Origin of the sequence: Rhodococcus sp. T2V (assembly GCF_029269925.1) — a bacterium.
In the GTDB taxonomy this organism is placed as follows: domain Bacteria; phylum Actinomycetota; class Actinomycetes; order Mycobacteriales; family Mycobacteriaceae; genus Rhodococcus_F; species Rhodococcus_F koreensis.
This window is the reverse complement of sequence record NZ_JARJBD010000149.1, coordinates 1-16408: the sequence shown is the minus strand read 5'-3', so window position 1 is coordinate 16408 and position 16408 is coordinate 1. Positions and strand designations below refer to the sequence as shown.

General features: G+C 67.7%; 14 protein-coding genes and 1 pseudogene. 6 read left to right on the top strand and 9 right to left on the bottom strand.

Features of this window, described 5'->3' with window-relative positions:
* On the top strand, positions 1-317 hold a 317-nt coding region (locus P3H15_RS50395), incomplete at its 5' end, for a heat-shock protein HtpX (RefSeq protein ID WP_276144211.1).
* 22 nt (positions 318-339) lie between these two features.
* On the opposite strand, the gene P3H15_RS50390 is transcribed toward P3H15_RS50395, so the two are convergent.
* From P3H15_RS50390 to P3H15_RS50380, 3 genes are all read right to left on the bottom strand, one after another.
* Positions 340-2004 (bottom strand): FAD-dependent monooxygenase, encoded by a 1665-nt coding sequence (locus P3H15_RS50390; RefSeq protein WP_276144210.1) that lies wholly within the window; start codon positions 2002-2004, stop codon positions 340-342.
* Between the two features lie 62 nt (positions 2005-2066).
* Positions 2067-3029 (bottom strand): MBL fold metallo-hydrolase, encoded by a 963-nt coding sequence (locus tag P3H15_RS50385; RefSeq protein WP_005249229.1) that lies wholly within the window; start codon positions 3027-3029, stop codon positions 2067-2069.
* 218 nt (positions 3030-3247) lie between these two features.
* A complete protein-coding gene (locus tag P3H15_RS50380; RefSeq protein WP_276144209.1) occupies positions 3248-4303 on the bottom strand; it encodes a YeiH family protein in 1056 nt (351 codons plus the stop codon).
* Positions 4304-4404: 101 nt separating this feature from the next.
* Between P3H15_RS50380 and P3H15_RS50375 the strand changes: the two genes are divergently transcribed.
* The gene (locus P3H15_RS50375; protein ID WP_276144208.1) at positions 4405-5310 is read left to right on the top strand and encodes a LysR family transcriptional regulator; all 906 of its coding nucleotides are present in this window, start codon (positions 4405-4407) and stop codon (positions 5308-5310) included.
* 7 nt (positions 5311-5317) lie between these two features.
* Here the strand turns inward: P3H15_RS50375 and P3H15_RS50370 are convergent, their stop codons facing one another.
* The 3 genes from P3H15_RS50370 to P3H15_RS50360 form a co-directional block, all read right to left on the bottom strand.
* Entirely contained in the window at positions 5318-6049 is a 732-nt protein-coding gene (locus tag P3H15_RS50370) for a sulfite exporter TauE/SafE family protein (protein WP_276144207.1), read from the bottom strand.
* A 49-nt stretch (positions 6050-6098) separates the two neighbouring features.
* Entirely contained in the window at positions 6099-7127 is a 1029-nt protein-coding gene (locus P3H15_RS50365; protein ID WP_276144206.1) for a phosphotransacetylase, read from the bottom strand.
* 89 nt (positions 7128-7216) lie between these two features.
* The gene (locus P3H15_RS50360; RefSeq protein ID WP_179377872.1) at positions 7217-8587 is read right to left on the bottom strand and encodes an aspartate aminotransferase family protein; all 1371 of its coding nucleotides are present in this window, start codon (positions 8585-8587) and stop codon (positions 7217-7219) included.
* Between the two features lie 219 nt (positions 8588-8806).
* Between P3H15_RS50360 and ald the strand changes: the two genes are divergently transcribed.
* Positions 8807-9928: an alanine dehydrogenase gene (gene ald / locus P3H15_RS50355; RefSeq protein ID WP_124394876.1), complete on the top strand. Its 1122-nt coding sequence runs from the start codon at positions 8807-8809 to the stop codon at positions 9926-9928.
* Between the two features lie 103 nt (positions 9929-10031).
* Positions 10032-11501 carry a PLP-dependent aminotransferase family protein gene (locus P3H15_RS50350; RefSeq protein WP_276144205.1) on the top strand — a complete coding sequence of 490 codons (1470 nt, stop codon included), beginning with the start codon at positions 10032-10034 and terminating at the stop codon, positions 11499-11501.
* Between the two features lie 698 nt (positions 11502-12199).
* Here P3H15_RS50350 and P3H15_RS50345 read toward each other — a convergent pair.
* Complete coding sequence (locus tag P3H15_RS50345; protein ID WP_276144204.1) at positions 12200-12763, bottom strand: dihydrofolate reductase family protein; 564 nt, start codon at positions 12761-12763, stop codon at positions 12200-12202.
* Positions 12764-13111: 348 nt separating this feature from the next.
* Here P3H15_RS50345 and P3H15_RS50340 point away from each other — a divergent pair, with 348 nt between their 5' ends.
* On the top strand, positions 13112-13756 hold the full coding sequence (locus P3H15_RS50340) for a dihydrofolate reductase family protein (RefSeq protein WP_276144203.1): 645 nt from the start codon (positions 13112-13114) through the stop codon (positions 13754-13756).
* A gap of 239 nt (positions 13757-13995) precedes the next feature.
* Here P3H15_RS50340 and P3H15_RS50335 read toward each other — a convergent pair whose 3' ends face one another.
* The gene (locus tag P3H15_RS50335) at positions 13996-14826 is read right to left on the bottom strand and encodes an oxidoreductase (protein WP_276144202.1); all 831 of its coding nucleotides are present in this window, start codon (positions 14824-14826) and stop codon (positions 13996-13998) included.
* A gap of 99 nt (positions 14827-14925) precedes the next feature.
* On the opposite strand from P3H15_RS50335, the gene P3H15_RS50330 reads away from it, so the two are divergent.
* Positions 14926-15501: a TetR/AcrR family transcriptional regulator gene (locus tag P3H15_RS50330; protein ID WP_276144201.1), complete on the top strand. Its 576-nt coding sequence runs from the start codon at positions 14926-14928 to the stop codon at positions 15499-15501.
* A 418-nt stretch (positions 15502-15919) separates the two neighbouring features.
* Here P3H15_RS50330 and P3H15_RS50325 read toward each other — a convergent pair.
* Positions 15920-16300 (bottom strand): annotated as a pseudogene (locus tag P3H15_RS50325) (transposase); the annotation flags it as partial.
* Between the last annotated feature and the right edge of the window lie 108 nt (positions 16301-16408).

Here is a 16408-nt window from a genome sequence, read left to right as displayed (position 1 = left end):
GGATCGAGGTCCGCTCCGCCGGGACCGCCCCGGCCGATCAGGTGAACCCGGCCGCCGTCGCGGCGATGGCCGAGATCGGCATCGACATCTCCGGCCAGTCCCCGAAGATCCTCACGGCCGACACCGTCGAAAGTTCCGACGTCGTCATCACCATGGGCTGCGGCGACACCTGCCCCGTCTTCCCCGGCACGAGCTACCGGGACTGGGCGCTCGACGATCCGGCAGGCAAGGGCGTCGATGCCGTGCGACCGATCCGCGACGAGATCAAGGCGCGGGTCGAGGCCCTGATCGCCGAACTGGTCCCCATCGCGCCTTGACGGGAAGTATCCGTCTGCGCTCTCAACGCGCAGCTGTTGCAAAAACTCGATCTGGGTCCGGAACGGCTGGCACGGAGTTGATCACGTCGACGACGGGTTCGGTGATCCTGTGCAGCGCGGACACCAGCCCGTCGACGGTGTCGGTGACCGCCGCGACGTAGGCGTCGGGGCGGATGACCCACACCTCGCCGGGCTTCGCGTCCAGCGCGGCGGTGAGGACACCGGTGGTGTCGATCTCCGACAGCCGCACCCGGCGGATGGGTGTGTGCACCGCGCCGAGGGCCGCCGTGCGGATCTCGGCGGCGTCCACACCGTCACCGAGCAGCAGGAGAATGCCGTTCCTGGCGATGTCGCGGAGCCGGGTGCCGCCACCGCCGCGCAGCGTCACCGGGGTGTCGGGCACGAGGATTCCCGGCGCCGCGGCCGGTGTGCATCCACGATCCGGTCGACCGGCGAACGGCCGTGCCGGATCTATTGTCGTCAAGGCCGATTCGACGTACCAGAACGGCTCGGCGAGGCGGCCGCTGTCGACGTGCGCCCGCGCCTGCGGGTCGGTGACCGCCGCGGTGAGCACGTCGCGGCGATGCCGGTGCTGCTCGTCCGACTGCGGGACGAGGAAGTCCATCGTCGCGGTCGTGACGGCGATGTTCTCGACCGCCGCCGCGTGCCGCTCGGTGTGATACGTCTCGAGCAGCGACTCGTCCGCCCAGCCGCGCAGGACGAACGCGAGCTTCCAGGCGGCGTTCTCGGCGTCGGCGACACCCGAATTCAGCCCGCGGGCCCCGAACGGAGATACGATGTGCGCGGCGTCGCCGGCGAGCAGCACCCGGTCGACGCGCATCCGGTTCGCGACCCGGGAGTGGAAGCGGTACACCGATTTCCACACGATTCGGTAGTCGGTGTCGCCGATGATCTTCCGGATCCGCTCGTCCAATGCCCCCGACCGCTCCTCGGCCTCGAGGTCGTAGTCGCCGGGTACCTGCCAGTCGATGCGGAACGTGGACTCGGGGCACGGGTGGATGAGCACCTGCCTGCCCGGGTTCCACTCCGGGTCGAAGTAGAAACGGCGCTCGTCGGCCCAGCCGGGGATGTCGGCGGCGATGTCGCAGATGAGGAACTTGTCGTCGAACGAGCGGCCGTCGAACGTGACCCCCAGCTGCTGCCGGATCGCGCTGCCCCGCGACCCCACCGCGACCACGGCGTAGTCGGACTCGACCACCCGGTCACCGTCGTCGGTGCGGCACGTGATGGTCACGCCGGTCTCGTCCTGGTCGACGGACGTGGCCTCGTGTCCCCACCGGACGTCGATCGACGGTGTGGCCGCGATCCGCTCGTCGAGCAGTTCCTCCGTGCGGGCCTGCGAGATGTTGACGAACGGCGGGAACGACGAGATGCCGCGGTCGACGAACGTCTGCGCGAACAGTTCGTGGTCGCGGTGGAACGTGCGGGCGCACCCCCACGTCACGCCCTCGTCGGCCAGCTGACGGCCGACGCCGATCGCGTCCCACACCTCGAGGACGTCCCGCTGCTGGCAGATGGCCTTCGACCCGATCGGATCGCGTTCGGCCCGGGCGTCGAGCAGCGTGACCGGTATGCCCCAGCGGGCCAGCAGCAACGCCGTCGTCTGCCCCACCGGGCCGTTGCCCACGACGGTGACGGTGCCGCCTCGGGTGTGTCGTCTTCCCATGATCCTCGCCTTGTCAGTGTGAAACGGTGACGGATGTCAGCCCTGTGAAACGGTGACGGATGTCAGCCCTGCAACTGGTCCCAGACCTCGCGGTCGCGCTCGGCGGTCCAGATGACGGGGCGTTCGATGCCGGAGAGTTCGTCCCACACGCGGGAGACGTCGAACGGGAGGCAGTGCTCGAAGATCGGCCAGTGTCCGTACTGCTCGTTCAGTGCTGCGTGGGTGGCTTCGAACGCCTCCTTCAGGGTGCCGCCGCGCTGCTGCACCGCCCCGACCTCGGCGAGCATGACCTCGATGAAGTGGCGGGTCTGCTCGATCGCGGCGTCGACGGCCTCCCGGCCGTGGGAGACGGCGCCGCGTCCGCCGATCAGGACCTCGGCGCCCAGTGCCTTGATCCGGTCGAGGGTCCCGGTCGACCAGTCGCGGTGGAAGGCGTCGCCGGTGTAGAGCGCGGCCTGCGCCTCCACGAGGTCGCCGGCGAAGAGGATCTTCTGCTTCGGCAGCCACGCGGTGATGTCGCCTTCGGTGTGCCCGCGGCCGAAGTGCTGGAGCACCAGGTCGCCGCGTCCGCCGCCGAGGTCGATGGTCAGCTTGTCGGCGAACGTCAGGGTCGGCCACGTCAGTCCGGGCACCGAGTCTGCGGCCTTCGCGAGGCGCGGCATGCGTCCGAATTCGCTTGCCCAGTCTTCTTTTCCACGCTCCTCGATGAGGGCACGGGTGGTCTCGTGCGACACGATGGTCTCGGCGTCGAACGCGGACGCACCGAGCACGCGGACGGCGTGGTAGTGCGAGAGCACCAGGTAGCGGACGGGCTTGTCGGTGTGTTCGCGCAGCTTGCGCAGCCAGTCCTGAGCGGCCACCGGGGTGGCGAGCGCCTCGAAGCAGACGACGAAGTCCTCGCCCTCGATGGCGCCGATGTTGGGATCGCCCTCGGCGGTCAGCGCGTACACGCCATCGGCGAGAACTTCCAGGGTCTGTTCCTTCTCGCCGAGGTCGGCCGAGGACGCGAAGCTTGTCGGGCTCATGCGATGCACCTAACTAATCAAAGGTTTGATTGATGGTGACCACAGTAACCCGGCTCACAAAATAATGAAAGCCTTGATCAAAATTTGTCCGGGATTTCTCCGTCCTACTCCACCCCCGCCCCGCCCCGCCCCACCCCGCCGCGACGAACGGGACGCTCGTTGCGTCAGATGCAACGAGCGTCCCGTTCGTCGTGGAAGGGGAGCCGGTGGCGACGTGCTCACCCCGCGAGCAGCACGCCCACCAGCGCGATCGAGCCCACCCAGACGGTGGAGATCGTGGCGAGGACGAAGGGGCGGGCGCCGACCTTCTTGATGGTGGCGATCTGGACGCCGGCGCCGAGGGCGAACATCGCGGCGGTGAGGAGCGCGGTCTGCAGGATCTTGGCGTCGGCGAGCAGACCCGCGGGCAGCAGGCCGGACGACCGGAGGCCGACGCAGGCGAGGAACGCGACGACGAACAGCGGGACGAGCGGGGGACGCTTCACGTCGGCGTCGTTACCGGCGAGGGAGCGCTGCCGCACGCTGAGCACGGCCATGACCGGTGCGAGCATGAGGACGCGGGCGAGTTTGACCACCGCGGCGACGCCGAGGGCGGCACCGCCGATCGCTCCACCGGCCGCGACGACCTGCGCGACCTCGTGGATCGACCCGCCCGCCCACAGGCCGGCGTCGGTGTCCGAGAGTCCGAGTGCCCGCGACAGCAGGGGGATCGCGGGGATCATGAGGGTGCCGAAGATCACGACGAGTGCGACCGCGGTGATCACCTCTTCCTCGTCGGCGTCCACGACCCCGTCCACCGCCGCGACCGCGGCGGCACCGCAGATCGAGAACCCGCAGGCGATGAGCAGGCGTTGCGTCCAGCTGAGGCCGAGCAGTTTGCCCGCGAACATCGTGCCGACGATGCCCAGACAGACGATCGAGACGACCACGACGATGACGCCCCAGCCGAGTCCGAGGATGTCGCTCAACATCAACTGCAGGCCGAGGAGGGCAATGCCGACCCTGAGCAGTTTCTTGGCGGAGAATTGCAGTCCCGGACGGAGGCGCTCGGGCAGGCGCGCGACGTTCGACAGTACGGCGCCGAGCACGATGGCGATCAACAGTGGGCTCACGGTCGGCAGGAACCGGCCGATGCCCATCGCGAGGGCGGTGGCGGCGGCGCACAGCGCCAGGCCCGGAAGGACAGTGGCCGTGGCGGTCTGCAGTCGCGGCAGCGTTCCCGTGCTCTCGACGCGCTGTTCCTCGGACTTCGATTCGCTCAGTTGACTGCTCATGCTCCTACGGTCCGTCATTGCGGCACTGTGCGATAGCCGTCATTTCGGCATGAACACATATCAATCCGATATGTCTTGCGTAGTGGTCATATACTCGACGTATGTCCCGCAAATGGCCGGAGTTTCCGGTGCTCGAATTACTCGTCGGAGTCGACGATCACGGAAGCCTCAGCGCTGCCGCCAGACTCGCGGGAATGGCACAGCCGAACGCGAGTCGCGCCATCAAGCAGCTCGAGCGCCAGTTCGGCATGACCCTGCTGCAGCGCAGCCCGACGGGTTCGATACTGACGCCGCAGGGCACGGTGATCGCGCACTGGGCGCGCCGGGTACTGTCCGATGCGGGCAGGCTGCTCGACGTGGCGGAGGGGCTGCGCGCGGAACGTTCGGCCGAGTTGACGGTGGGCGCCAGCATGACGGTGGCGGAACATCTGATGCCGGGGTGGCTGGGGCAGTTTCGCCGGTTGCACCCCGACGTCACCATTCACCTGCAGGTGCACAACTCGACTCAGGTGTTCGAACGCATCGACAAGAGGATCTGCGACGTCGGGTTCGTCGAATCGCCGACGGTGCCGCGTCCGTTGAAGAGTCTCACGGTGGCACGCGACCGGCTGGTCGTCGTCGTTCACCCCACCCATCCGTGGGCGCGGCGCCGAAAAGCGCTGTCCGTCAGCGAACTGGCGCTGACACCGCTGCTGGTCCGGGAACCGGGATCGGGCACCCGGACCACGCTCGACGTGGCGTTGCAGGAATACGAGCGGGCGGCACCGCTTCTCGAGCTCGGCAGCGCCGCCGCGATCCGCACCAGCGTGCTGGCCGGGGTCGGGCCGGCGGTGATGAGTACCCTCGCGGTCGCGGAGCAGGTCGCCGCCGGCGAACTGAAGGTGATCGACGTCGACGGCCTCGAACTCGACCGGGTTCTGCGGGCCGTATGGCGGGGCGCGCGTCAGCTCGACGGTCCCGCAGGCGAACTGGTGCGTCTGGTCCGCCGGGCGGGTGCCGAGAAGTGACCGGCGCTCAGCCGAGAAGGAACGTTGCCGCGCCCGCGGCGATCACGAGCACGATGACGGCGGACCGAAACACGCCCGGCGGCAGCCGCCTGGCGATCGCCAGTCCGGCGACGTTGCCGATCACCGCCGCCGTCACGAAGATCGGGAGGCGCGGCCAGAACATCGACTCCGTGATCTCGTCGTGGAACCACAGGACACCGAGCGCCATCACGTTGGCGACGATGAAATAGCCTGCGAGATCAGCGATGAACGCGAGCGGTGGCAGCCGCGCACGCATCAGCAGCAACACCGGGGGCGGTCCGTTGAGGGAGGTCGTGGTGCCCAGGTAGCCGCCCACGGAGCCGGTGAGGACGTGTGCGGTGGTGGAGGGGGTCCGGGTGGCCTGCGTCCGGGTCGGGAGTGCCATCGCGACCCCGCACAGCATGACCACGATTCCTGCCGCCGGCTTGAGATACTGTTCCGGAACCAACCCGAGAGTGACCGCACCCAGCCAGGCGCCGGGCAGACTGCCCCCACCGAGCAGTGCCACCCGCCCCCAGCTGATGTGTTCGCGCAGGTGATACGCCGCGCCGATGCGGGTGATCAGCCCGGCGACGAGATTGACGAATACCACTTCGGGAACGGCGAATCCGATCATCAGCATCACCGGCGTCGCGATCAGGGCCGTCCCGAACCCGGTCGCACCTCCGATGACCGAGGCGATGCCGATGCACAGGGCACCCACGAGGAGCATCGTCATCGCGACTCCCTTCTCGATCCGGTGGCACGGTCCCGTGCCGGTCCGCCGCTCAGATGGCGAGGGATTGGACTGCGCTCACCAGCGCCATCAATTCGATGTCGCTGCCGGTGCACCCGCGGGACAGGTCGTTCCACGGCGCGGCCAATCCTTGCAGGATGGGCCCCAAGGCTATTGCACCGCCGAGCCGCTGGGCAATCTTGTACCCGATGTTGCCGGCGTCGAGGTTCGGGAACACCAGGACGTTCGCGCGGCCGGCGACCCGTGACCCGGGCGCCTTGGACGCGCCGATCTCGGCGACCAGCGCGGCATCGAACTGCAGGTCTCCGTCGACGTGCAACTGCGGGTCCCGGACGCGCACCCGTTCCGCGGCCTCGCGGACCTTCTCCACGCGCGGATGGCTGGCGCTGCCCTGGGTGCTGAACGACAGCATCGCCGCGATCGGGGTCTGCTCGGTGAGCTGGAAATGGGTGGCGCTGGCGGCGAGCGCGATGTCGACCAGTTCCTCGACCGTCGGGTCGGGGACGACGGCGCAATCGGAGAACGTCAGCTGCCTGCCGTCCGGCAGCAACATCAGGATCGCACTGGACAGGGTGCTCGAACCCGGCGCGAGCCCGACGATGCGCAGTCCGGCACGCAGCACGTCGGACGTCGGCCTGCTCGCACCCGCGACTCCGGCGTCGACCACCCCGGCGCGCACGGCCGCCGCGGCCAGGCACACCGGGTCCGACAGCGCCGACTCGATCCGGTCGGGATATTTCGCGAATCCCGATTCGACGGCGTCGCGGATCGCGGGGTCGGCGGCGGCCTCGTCCAGGTCGACGACGAGTTCCTCGGCCAGCGGAATGCCCGCGGCCTCGGCGGTGTGCCGGATGACGTCCCGCCGCCCGAACAGGCGCGGGGCGACGACGCATTTGTGGTGCAGATGGTGGGCCGCACGAATCGCGCGTCCGTCCTCTCCGTCCGCGAGCGCGACGGTCCGGTTCCGGCCGCTCAGGGTGGCGGTCCAGTGGTCGATCAGAGATGAATCATTCAGTCCTGCAGCGTCGGTGGGTGGTGCTGCGGTGGCGCCCGTGGCCATGGCCTCGCTCTCCCGTCGATACGAAGAGGGGTGGCGGTCGTCGACCACGACGACCGCCACCCGCTGGAACTCGGGGAAGGTGCCCTTCCCTACGGCTGGATTGCCTTCTCGATGTCGGTGAGCATGCTGTCGATGCCGTGCAGCAGTTCCGAGAGCACCTCGTCGTCGGCGACGAGCGGCGGCGAGATCATCAGCATCGTGGCACCGCGGTCGTCGCCGCGCAGGATCACCTTGGTGCGGGCGAAGGCCTCCGGCAGCACCTTGCGCAGCACCGTCAGCGACTCCTGCTCGGTGAACTCGCGGCCGCTGTCGCTGTCCGCCATCAGTTCGATCGCGTAGAAGAATCCGGTGCCGCGGACGTCCTTCACGCAGCGGTGCGAGCGCATCAGCGAATCGAGTGCCGTCTTCAGCTTCGGGCCGCGTGCGCTGACGTTGCCGAGCACGTTCTCGTCGCGCATCGCGGTGATGTTCGCGACCGCGACCGCCGTCGACACCGGGTGCCCGCCCCACGTCGCGCCGTGGGTGAACACGCCGCCCTTGGGCGAGTCGTAGAGCTCGCGCACCAGCTGCTCACGCACGATCAGACCGCCGAGCGGGGCGTATCCGGACGTGGAGCCCTTCGCGAACGTGATCATGTCCGGAACCACACCGGTGAGTCCGTGTCCGAACCAGTGCCCGAGGCGGCCGAACGAGCAGATCACCTCGTCGGAGACCAGCAGGATCCCGTGCTTGTCGCACAGTGCGCGCAGCGCGGCCCAGTATCCGTCCGGCGGGACCAGCGCGCCGCGGCCGTTCTGGACCGGCTCGGCGAACACGGCGGCGATGGTCTCGGCGCCCTCTTCCTCGATGACGGCTTCGATCGCGGCGATGCAGTCGAGTTCGTTCGCCGGGCCGCAGTCGCCGAGGTAACCGAGCGTGTTGGGTACGGAGCGGACGCCGGGCAGCAGCGGGCCGAACGGATCCTTGATCTTGGGCAGCTGCGTCACCGAGAGGGCGCCGAGAGTGGTTCCGTGGTAGGCCATCTCACGGCTGATGATCTTGGTTCGCTGCGGGTTGCCCTGGCTGCGGTGGTACTGCCGGGCGAACTTGACGGCCGTCTCCACGGCCTCGGAACCCGAGTTGACGAAGAACGTCGTCCCGAGGTCACCGGGCGCCAGGTCGGCGATCAGCGCGGACGCCTCGATCGCGGGAATGTGGGCGCTGCCCCAGTTGGACGCGTACGCCAGCGTCCCGATCTGCTCGCTCGCCGCCTTCGCGATGTCGTCGCGGCCGTGACCGATGTTCACGCAGAACAGACCTGCCAGACCGTCGAGGAAACGGTCTCCCTCGGTGTCGATCAGATAGCTTCCCTCACCCCGGACGAACACCGGAAAGTCGCTTTCCCAGGTGTCCTTGCGGGTGAAATGAGGTCCGAGGTGCCGGCGGGCCCGTGCTCGCAATTCGGTGACGTCCACGACCATCTCCTTCGTTGTCGAATGGCTGTGATCCACAACATACCGACGAGGCGGACCGCAGGTCAGAACCAGAAGCGCGGTATTCGATGGGTCCAGACTGGTCCCCGTAGACGGCCACCAACTGGTCCTTCTGGTCCCATGCCAGAGTGATCCAGACTTCGGTATCGCTCGGCACCACGGCATGTGGCCGGAGCGGCGAACAGCCCCAGCTAACGGAGGTCTCAGATGAGGATCGGTATCCCCAAGGAAGTCAAGAACCACGAGTACCGGGTGGCGGCCACTCCCGCCGGTGTCCACGAGATGGTTGCCCACGGGCACGACGTGTTCGTGGAACGCGGTGCGGGGGAGGGCTCGTCGATCGGCGACGACGCCTACGGCGCGGCCGGCGCGAAGATCCTCGACAGCGCCGACGCCGTGTGGCAGAGCGCGGAACTCCTGCTGAAGGTCAAGGAGCCCATCGCCGAGGAATACCACCGGATGCGTTCGGACCTCACGCTGTTCACCTACCTGCATCTCGCCGCTGGCGAGGAGTGCACCCGGGCCCTGCTCGCCGCCGGCACCAATTCGGTTGCGTACGAGACGGTTCAGCTTCCGGACGGTTCACTGCCGCTGCTGTTCCCGATGAGCGAGGTCGCCGGCAGGCTCGCTCCCCTCGTCGGTGCGCAGGCACTCATGCGCCCGGAAGGTGGCCGGGGTGTGCTGATCGGCGGCGTGTCCGGTGTGTCCCCGGCGCGGGTCGTCGTGATCGGTGCCGGCGTATCGGGCATGAACGCCGTCGCCGTCGCCGCAGGCACCTGGGCCGACGTCGTGCTGTTCGACAAGAACGTCGACAAGCTGCGCGCGGCCGACCGCATGTACCAGGGCCGGATCCGGACCCTCGCCGCCAACGCCTACTCGATCGAGCAGGAGGTCATGCAGGCCGACCTCGTCATCGGCGCCGTGCTCGTCCCTGGCGCCAAGGCCCCGAAGATCATCTCGAACTCGCTGGTCTCACGGATGAAGCCGGGCAGCGTCCTCGTCGACATCGCGATCGACCAGGGCGGTTGCTTCGAGGACTCGCGTCCCACCACCCACGCGGACCCCACGTTCAAGGTCCACGACTCGGTGTTCTACTGCGTGGCGAACATGCCGGGCGCCGTTCCCCACACGTCCACGTACGCGCTCACCAACGTGACCCTGCCGTACACCCTGCAGATCGCGGAGAAGGGCCTGGCCCGCGCGGCCCGGGAGAACGCCGCACTCCGCGCCGGGGTCAGCACGATCTCCGGGCGCCTCACCAACGACGCCGTCGGTGCCGCACTCGGCATCGAGTCGATCGGCGTCGACGAAGCGCTCAACCTCGTTTGATATCGTCGCCGGCCCGGCATACTGAGAAGTGCTCGTTCGAGAACTTCTCGGCGTGCCGGGTCGGCCTACACCTGGCCACTCTTGGATCCACGGGAGGCGATGCGTGCCGAGAACACTGATCGAGATCGACCGCAATTCCGCCGAACCGCTCTACCGGCAGGTTCGACGGGCGATCGAACACGGCATCGCCAACGGACTGTTCGATCCACGCCACCGCCTCCCCAGTTCACGTGAACTGGCGGTCGATCTCGCGATCTCCCGGAACACGATCAACCTGGCCTATCAGGAACTGATCGCCGAGGGACTCGTTCAAAGCCACCAGCGCTCGGGCATGTTCGTCAATCCCGACATGATAGAGACGCTCGCATCCGACGCCCGCGCGACCATCCCGCGCATCGACTGGTCGTCCCGCATCCGGCGGTACCCCGACGCCGACGTTCCGCACATCGAGAAGAACCTCGACTGGCACAGCTACCCGTATCCGTTCCTGGCCGGGCAGATCGACATCCGCAGCTTCCCGGCCCGCGCGTGGGTCCGGTGCCTGCGCGACGCGCTGTACCAGCCGCATGCCTACGCCAGCCTGCAGGACAGCGTCGGCGCGGACGATCCGATGCTGATCGACATGATCCGCCAGCACCTGCTGCCGTCGCGCGGCATCGAGGCCGGTGCCGACGAGGTACTCGTCACCGTCGGTTCCCAGCAGGGACTGGACCTCGTGGGCCGCGTGCTCCTCGGACCCGAACATCGCGTCGCGATCGAGAACCCCGGCTACCTCGACGCGCGACACATCTTCCTGCGCACCGGCGCTCAGGTGTACGGCATCGACGTCGACGCGCACGGCCTGCGCCCGCCGGAGACGCTGCGCGGCACGGACCTGATGTATCTGACCCCGAGCCATCATCATCCGACCAACGTGACGCTCGGCATCGATCGCAGGCAGCGTCTGCTGCAGCTGGCCGCGGAATCCGGCACCGTGATCGTCGAGGACGACTACGACAGCGAGTTCCGCTATCACGGCAGTCCCAGCCCGGCGCTCAAGGCGCTCGACTCCAGCGGCGACGCCGTGTACCTCGGCACGTTCTCGAAATTCCTGGCCCCCGGTCTGCGCCTCGGCTACCTCGTCGGACCCGCGGATCTGGTGCGTGAGCTGCGCAAAGCCCGAAGGTACGTGCTGCGCCACCCACCCGGTCATCAGCAGCGGGCACTGGCGATGCTCATCGACAGCGGCGAGTACCACCGCGCGCTGCGCCATCACCGCACCCAGATGAAACACAAATGGGAACGCCTGTGCGCGGCCGTCGACAAGTACCTCCCCTGGCCGCAGGAACCGTACCCGCCCGGCGGGGTCAGCCTGTGGATGACTGGTCCGGAGAACCTCGACTGCCGGGTGCTCACGAGGGAGGCCGAGGCCCGCGGCGTCCTCATCGAACGCGGCGACATCTTCTTCACCCAGCCGGTACCGCCCCGCAACCACTTTCGCATCGGCTATGGGGCGATTCCCCTGCGCTCCATCGAGGAAGGCATCGCCCTCCTCGGTCAGGCGTGCCAGGCGAGTTTGCGCTTCGGCAGGTAGACCCCGACAACACCCGCGCCCCGGCCGCACCCGCATGGCATCGCTGCGCAACCTGCGTGCCGGCGCCCGCGGGTACGGTACCGACGGCACCATCGCGGAGAGCGATTCGGTCCGGTCCGGCTCATCGAGCGCGACTCCGATTTTCGCCGTCGTATTCGACGCAGATACCACCCGTTGGGCGGTTCTTGTTCAGCCAGAAGATGATTCACCGAAGGCATCCCTCATCCTCAAGGTGCCCAATCCCCGCGTTGGATTCGGTCGCTCGTTTCGAGCGTCGTACTTGGCGCGGTTGACCGTCCATCAATCCGGCGACCCGTCCGTCGCGAAGGAACCACCAGAGTCCGGATGGACGGCACTGGCCGGAATCGCTGCCGAAGGCGTGTCCCGGTTCGACGTGAGATCGTCGCTCGATACGGACACCGGAGGTGTCGGAGCCGACGGAGTCGTCCTTGCGGTGCTCCGCGCGCGGTGGAGAGAGAAACTGCACGTCGCCGTATCCCTTGCCAGCGGCGAGACAATCCCCATCCATCATCCAAGCGTGCGGCCCGACCTGCCATTTGTGATGCGCCGCGCGGTGACATGGTGTTGCCCGAGATCTCTCGGTCTGGGATCCGGGACGGGTATCACGATCGCCTCGAAACCGCAGCGCCACGAGATCCTGGGGCGCCCGAAGCCCGGGCCGATCCGAGGTGGGGTACTCAGCGCCTGGTCTCGTACCTGCTCAGGACCACGCCGTCGGGGAACGTCCCGGTCTCCACCAGGGCCAGGTTCACCCAGTTGTCCAGGGCCGCAAAGAACGGCGTGCCGCCACCAACCAGGACCGGATGAGTGACGATCACGTACTCGTCGATCAGCCCCTCCCGCATGGCCACTGCGGCGAGTGTGGCACCGCCGATATCCATCGGGCCGCCGTCCTCGCCCTCGAGCCGGGTGATCTCGGTGACCGCGTCGCCGGTGACCAGCCGGGTGTTCCAGTCGACCGTGCTGGTCGTCGAGGAGAACACCACCTTCGGCATGTCCCGCCATCGGCGGGCAAACTCGATCTCCGCCGGTGTGGCACCCGGCTGCTGGTCGGCGGTCGGCCAGTGGGCGCTCATCGTCTCCCACAGTTTGCGCCCGTACAGCGCCGTGCCTGTCGCCCCCACCCGGTCGGACCACCACTGGAACAGCTCGTCGCTCGGCACACTCCAGCCGAGGTCGTCGCCGGGCGCGGTGATGTAACCGTCCAGGCTCACGTTCATGGCGAAGGTCAGTTTCCGCATGGTGTCAGCCTCCCTTGAGTCGGTACTCGGTGTACAGACCAGCACGGCGCGGAAAAGTCATCGGTCAGGACACACCGAGGGCCGGCCCGCACCTACCGCTTCGCCGCCACGGTGTTCGCGATCAACCCTGCGGGACCGATCGACTGGGGCGACTTCGTCAGTGGCGCAGACTACTTCGACCAGGACCACTTCGACCACGAGTTCCGGGCGTTCACCGGGCTCACGCCGACCCGGTACGTCGAAGTCCGGCGGCGGACAGCTGGCCGCTGCCGGCCGATTGGCTTTCTTACAAGAGCGACAGCTCACAACACGCTAATTTGGGGACACCCCAGAACAGAGGAGAGCCCCGTGGGCAAGGTGGTCATGTACAGCTCGGTGTCGGTGGACGGCTTTATCGCGGACGAACACGACCAGCCCGGACCGCTGTTCGACTGGTTGTCCAGCGGTGGCGTCCCGTTGGACGAGAGCGGCGAGATCACGGTGTCGCAGACGTCCTACGACTACACCCGGCCGTACTGGGACCAGATCGGGGCGACACTCGTCGGCCGCCACGTCTTCGACATCACGGACGGCTGGGACGGGAAGCCTCCGAGCGGGATCGACCACGTGGTCGTCGTGACGCACCGTCCGGAGCCCGAGGGCTGGGACCCCGAGGCGCCGTTTCACTTCGTCGACGGCGTCGAGGCAGCCGTGGCCAAGGCGCAGGAGCTTGCGGGTGACCGCATCGTCGAGGTCGCCGTCGGCGACGTCGGTGGCCAGGCGCTTGCCGCGGGCCTGATCGACGAGGTGCGCATGGACGTCGTACCCGTCGTGTTCGGGTCCGGCAAGCGCTACTTCGGGTCGGTCCATGCGCAGCACCTGTTGGAGGATCCCGACGTGGTGATTCAGGGCAACCGGGTGCTTCACCTGCTGCAGGTTCTCGGCGCACGTGTCACTTCTCGATGTTTCCAACCTGGCGGTTTCCGGCGTCGTGTCAGTGCGCGATTTTCATGAACTTGTCGGAATCCTCAGCCGTCGTTGTCGGTAGGGGATCGGCATCAGAACTCCCGGGTGCCGGTGCCGGTGCGGCCGGGTGCCAGCGTCGGAGATATCCGCAGCCGGATGCCGTAGCCGGATGTCGTTGGCGGTGGGTTCGGTGAGCCGATACGGCGGACAACCGGGTCGACCGCTCGGTCTACGCGGTGTGGCGGAAGATTCCCGGCCTCGACCGGTGGTGGCCATCGGTCAAGGGTCTACTTGCGGACTCCGGTAGCGCGTGTGATGAGTGCGTCGAAGGCGCGATCGGGTAGAAGCCATTTCACGAATATCAACGGACGGGCACCAAATCCGACGGTGTAGCGGGTCTTGGGGCGGCGGGCGGTGACGGCCTTGCCGATCGCGTCGGCGATCACCTGCGGCGGGGAGTTGCGGGCAGCGCTGGCCTCCGAACTCAGTGACCTGGCAACCGCCTGGGCCTGCGCGGCATAGGCACTGTCACCGGAGACCTTACGCAGGTGATCGGCGGCGATGGTGCCCCATTCGGTGGCGATGCCACCGGGTTCGATCACCACGACGTTGATCCCGAACGGTTTCGCCTCGAGGCGCAGGCAGTCGCTCAGGCCCTCGAGGGCGAACTTGGTGCCGTGATACCAACCGCCCATCGGGGTGTAGATCTTGCCGCCCATGGAGGTGATGTTGACGATCGTCCCGGAGCGTTGTTCGCGCATGTGCGGCAGCACCAGCTGGGCGAGGCGGGCAGCGCCGAAGACGTTGACCTCGAACTGGTAGCGGGCCTCGTCGATGGGCACGTCCTCGATCGCGCCGTAGGAACCGTAGCCGGCGTTGTTCACCAGCACGTCGATGCGCCCGGTCTCATCGAGGATGCGTGTGATGCCCGCGGTCGTCGACGCCTCGTCGGTGACGTCCATCGCCAGTGGGCGGATGCCGTCGGCGGTGAGTGTGTCGAGGCGGTCGGTGCGACGGGCGGCCCCGTAGACGGTGTAGCCCAGGCCGGCCAGTGTGCGGGCGGTGGCCTCGCCGATACCGGAGGAGGCTCCGGTGACGAGTGCGGTCTTGGTGGTCATGGCGTCTCCCGGAGTTAAGATGAACTGAGGTTCATGATCTATAATGAACCACAGTTCATGTTATGGCAAGTGTTCCCATCGACAACTGTGAGAGCCGTTATGACCCAGGCACGAGCCCCGCGCGCCGACGCGGTCCGCAACCGCACCAAGATCCTCTCCGCCGCCCGCGAACAGATCACCGCGCACGGGCCCGAGGTCGGCATGGATCAGATCGCCGCCGCCGCCGGCGTCGCGGTCGGCACCCTGTACCGGCATTTCCCGACCAAGACCGACCTGGTCGCCGCCGTGGTCACCGAGTACGTCACCAGGGTCGCCGACGACGCCGAGGGGGCTTGTGCACGGGTGGACTCCGGTGCGCGGGCGCTGGACGAGATCGCCGGGTTCCTGACGCGGACGATCGCGCTGACCGCCACCAACCAGGCCGCCAAGGCCGCCGCTCAGACCCTCGGCGCCGACCCGACCGCCACCGCGGAAGAGGACCGCGCCGGAGCCGCGCTGGCCGCGCTGATCCGTTCCGGCCAGGCCGCGGGCGATATCCACCCAGACGTGACCGTCAGCGACATCTACCTGCTGTTCTCCGCCGCGCCGACCGATCAGCCCCAAACATCCCGTACCCGCTGGCTCACTCTCGTACTGCCCGGCCTGACCACTCGCGCCCGGCCCAGTACCCCCTGAAAACCCCCGGCCCCGTGAACGGACCACATTCCCCGAATCGGAACTGCGCCGGTCAGGATGTCTGACCCTCCGAGCTACGCAGGTACCGTCGGATTGATTCGGTGAATCCTCGTCCCGGAGCACTGACCGGGCACTATCAGTCGAGCCGCCGGACGTGTGGAACCGACGAGGGTCATCTCGGCCCATGCTCCGAACACAGTGTCGCCCGCCTTGAGGCGGCGTTGGGCTGCGCAAGCAGTCTTGCCACCGTCCTTGCACCTACTGGACCTGGACCTCACTGGTCCTGGGCACGCGTCCAGTGTTGTCCCGAGTGACACGAAACCTGGAACGTGACACGCGAGTGACATGAAATTTGGGAAGTGACACCGCGTCGCGGAACCTACAGCCGCTGATGTAGACATCCCAGGGCCGTAAGTTGTCAAGCAGCCCGGGTGGTGCGGCGGTGATCCCAGGCAATGTGTTCGTCGTAGCGGGTGCGGTGGCGAAGGCAGCCGTGAAGGATGCCGACGAGGCGGTTGCCGAGGGCACGGAGCGCTTGATGGTGCAGGTCGCCAGCGGCGCGCCGATGGTCGTAGAACTCGTGGGCACCGGGACTGGACGACAATGCGCAGAACGCCCATTGATCGACGGCATCGTAGAGGCGCCGATTGCGGACGTGGCGGGCGAGCACGGCACGTTTCTTGCCGGACGCCACCGTCAACGGGGAGGTTCCGGCGTAGTTTCTGCGAGACTTGGCAGTGGTGTAGCGATCGGGGTCGTCCCCGAACTCACCGAGCACCCGGGCGCCGAGTACAACACCGTTGGTGACGGTGCAGTTCCTCGGCCGTGCGAGTCGTGGCGAGCGTCCAGTCCGCGAAACTGTTTGTCGCTGATCTTGATTCCCTTATCGGTAGGCGCCTCAGAGGTG

Bases quoted from the DNA above. Each gene is read 5' to 3' on its own strand.
- P3H15_RS50375 (WP_276144208.1), top strand. From the start codon at position 4,405: ATGTCCCGCAAATGGCCGGAGTTTCCGGTGCTCGAATTACTCGTCGGA.
- P3H15_RS50380 (WP_276144209.1), bottom strand. From the start codon at position 4,303: ATGAGCAGTCAACTGAGCGAATCGAAGTCCGAGGAACAGCGCGTCGAG.
- P3H15_RS50330 (WP_276144201.1), top strand. From the start codon at position 14,926: ATGACCCAGGCACGAGCCCCGCGCGCCGACGCGGTCCGCAACCGCACC.
- P3H15_RS50390 (WP_276144210.1), bottom strand. From the start codon at position 2,004: ATGGGAAGACGACACACCCGAGGCGGCACCGTCACCGTCGTGGGCAAC.
- P3H15_RS50370 (WP_276144207.1), bottom strand. From the start codon at position 6,049: ATGACGATGCTCCTCGTGGGTGCCCTGTGCATCGGCATCGCCTCGGTC.
- P3H15_RS50385 (WP_005249229.1), bottom strand. From the start codon at position 3,029: ATGAGCCCGACAAGCTTCGCGTCCTCGGCCGACCTCGGCGAGAAGGAA.
- P3H15_RS50365 (WP_276144206.1), bottom strand. From the start codon at position 7,127: ATGGCCACGGGCGCCACCGCAGCACCACCCACCGACGCTGCAGGACTG.
- P3H15_RS50345 (WP_276144204.1), bottom strand. From the start codon at position 12,763: ATGCGGAAACTGACCTTCGCCATGAACGTGAGCCTGGACGGTTACATC.
- ald (WP_124394876.1), top strand. From the start codon at position 8,807: ATGAGGATCGGTATCCCCAAGGAAGTCAAGAACCACGAGTACCGGGTG.
- P3H15_RS50360 (WP_179377872.1), bottom strand. From the start codon at position 8,587: ATGGTCGTGGACGTCACCGAATTGCGAGCACGGGCCCGCCGGCACCTC.
- P3H15_RS50335 (WP_276144202.1), bottom strand. From the start codon at position 14,826: ATGACCACCAAGACCGCACTCGTCACCGGAGCCTCCTCCGGTATCGGC.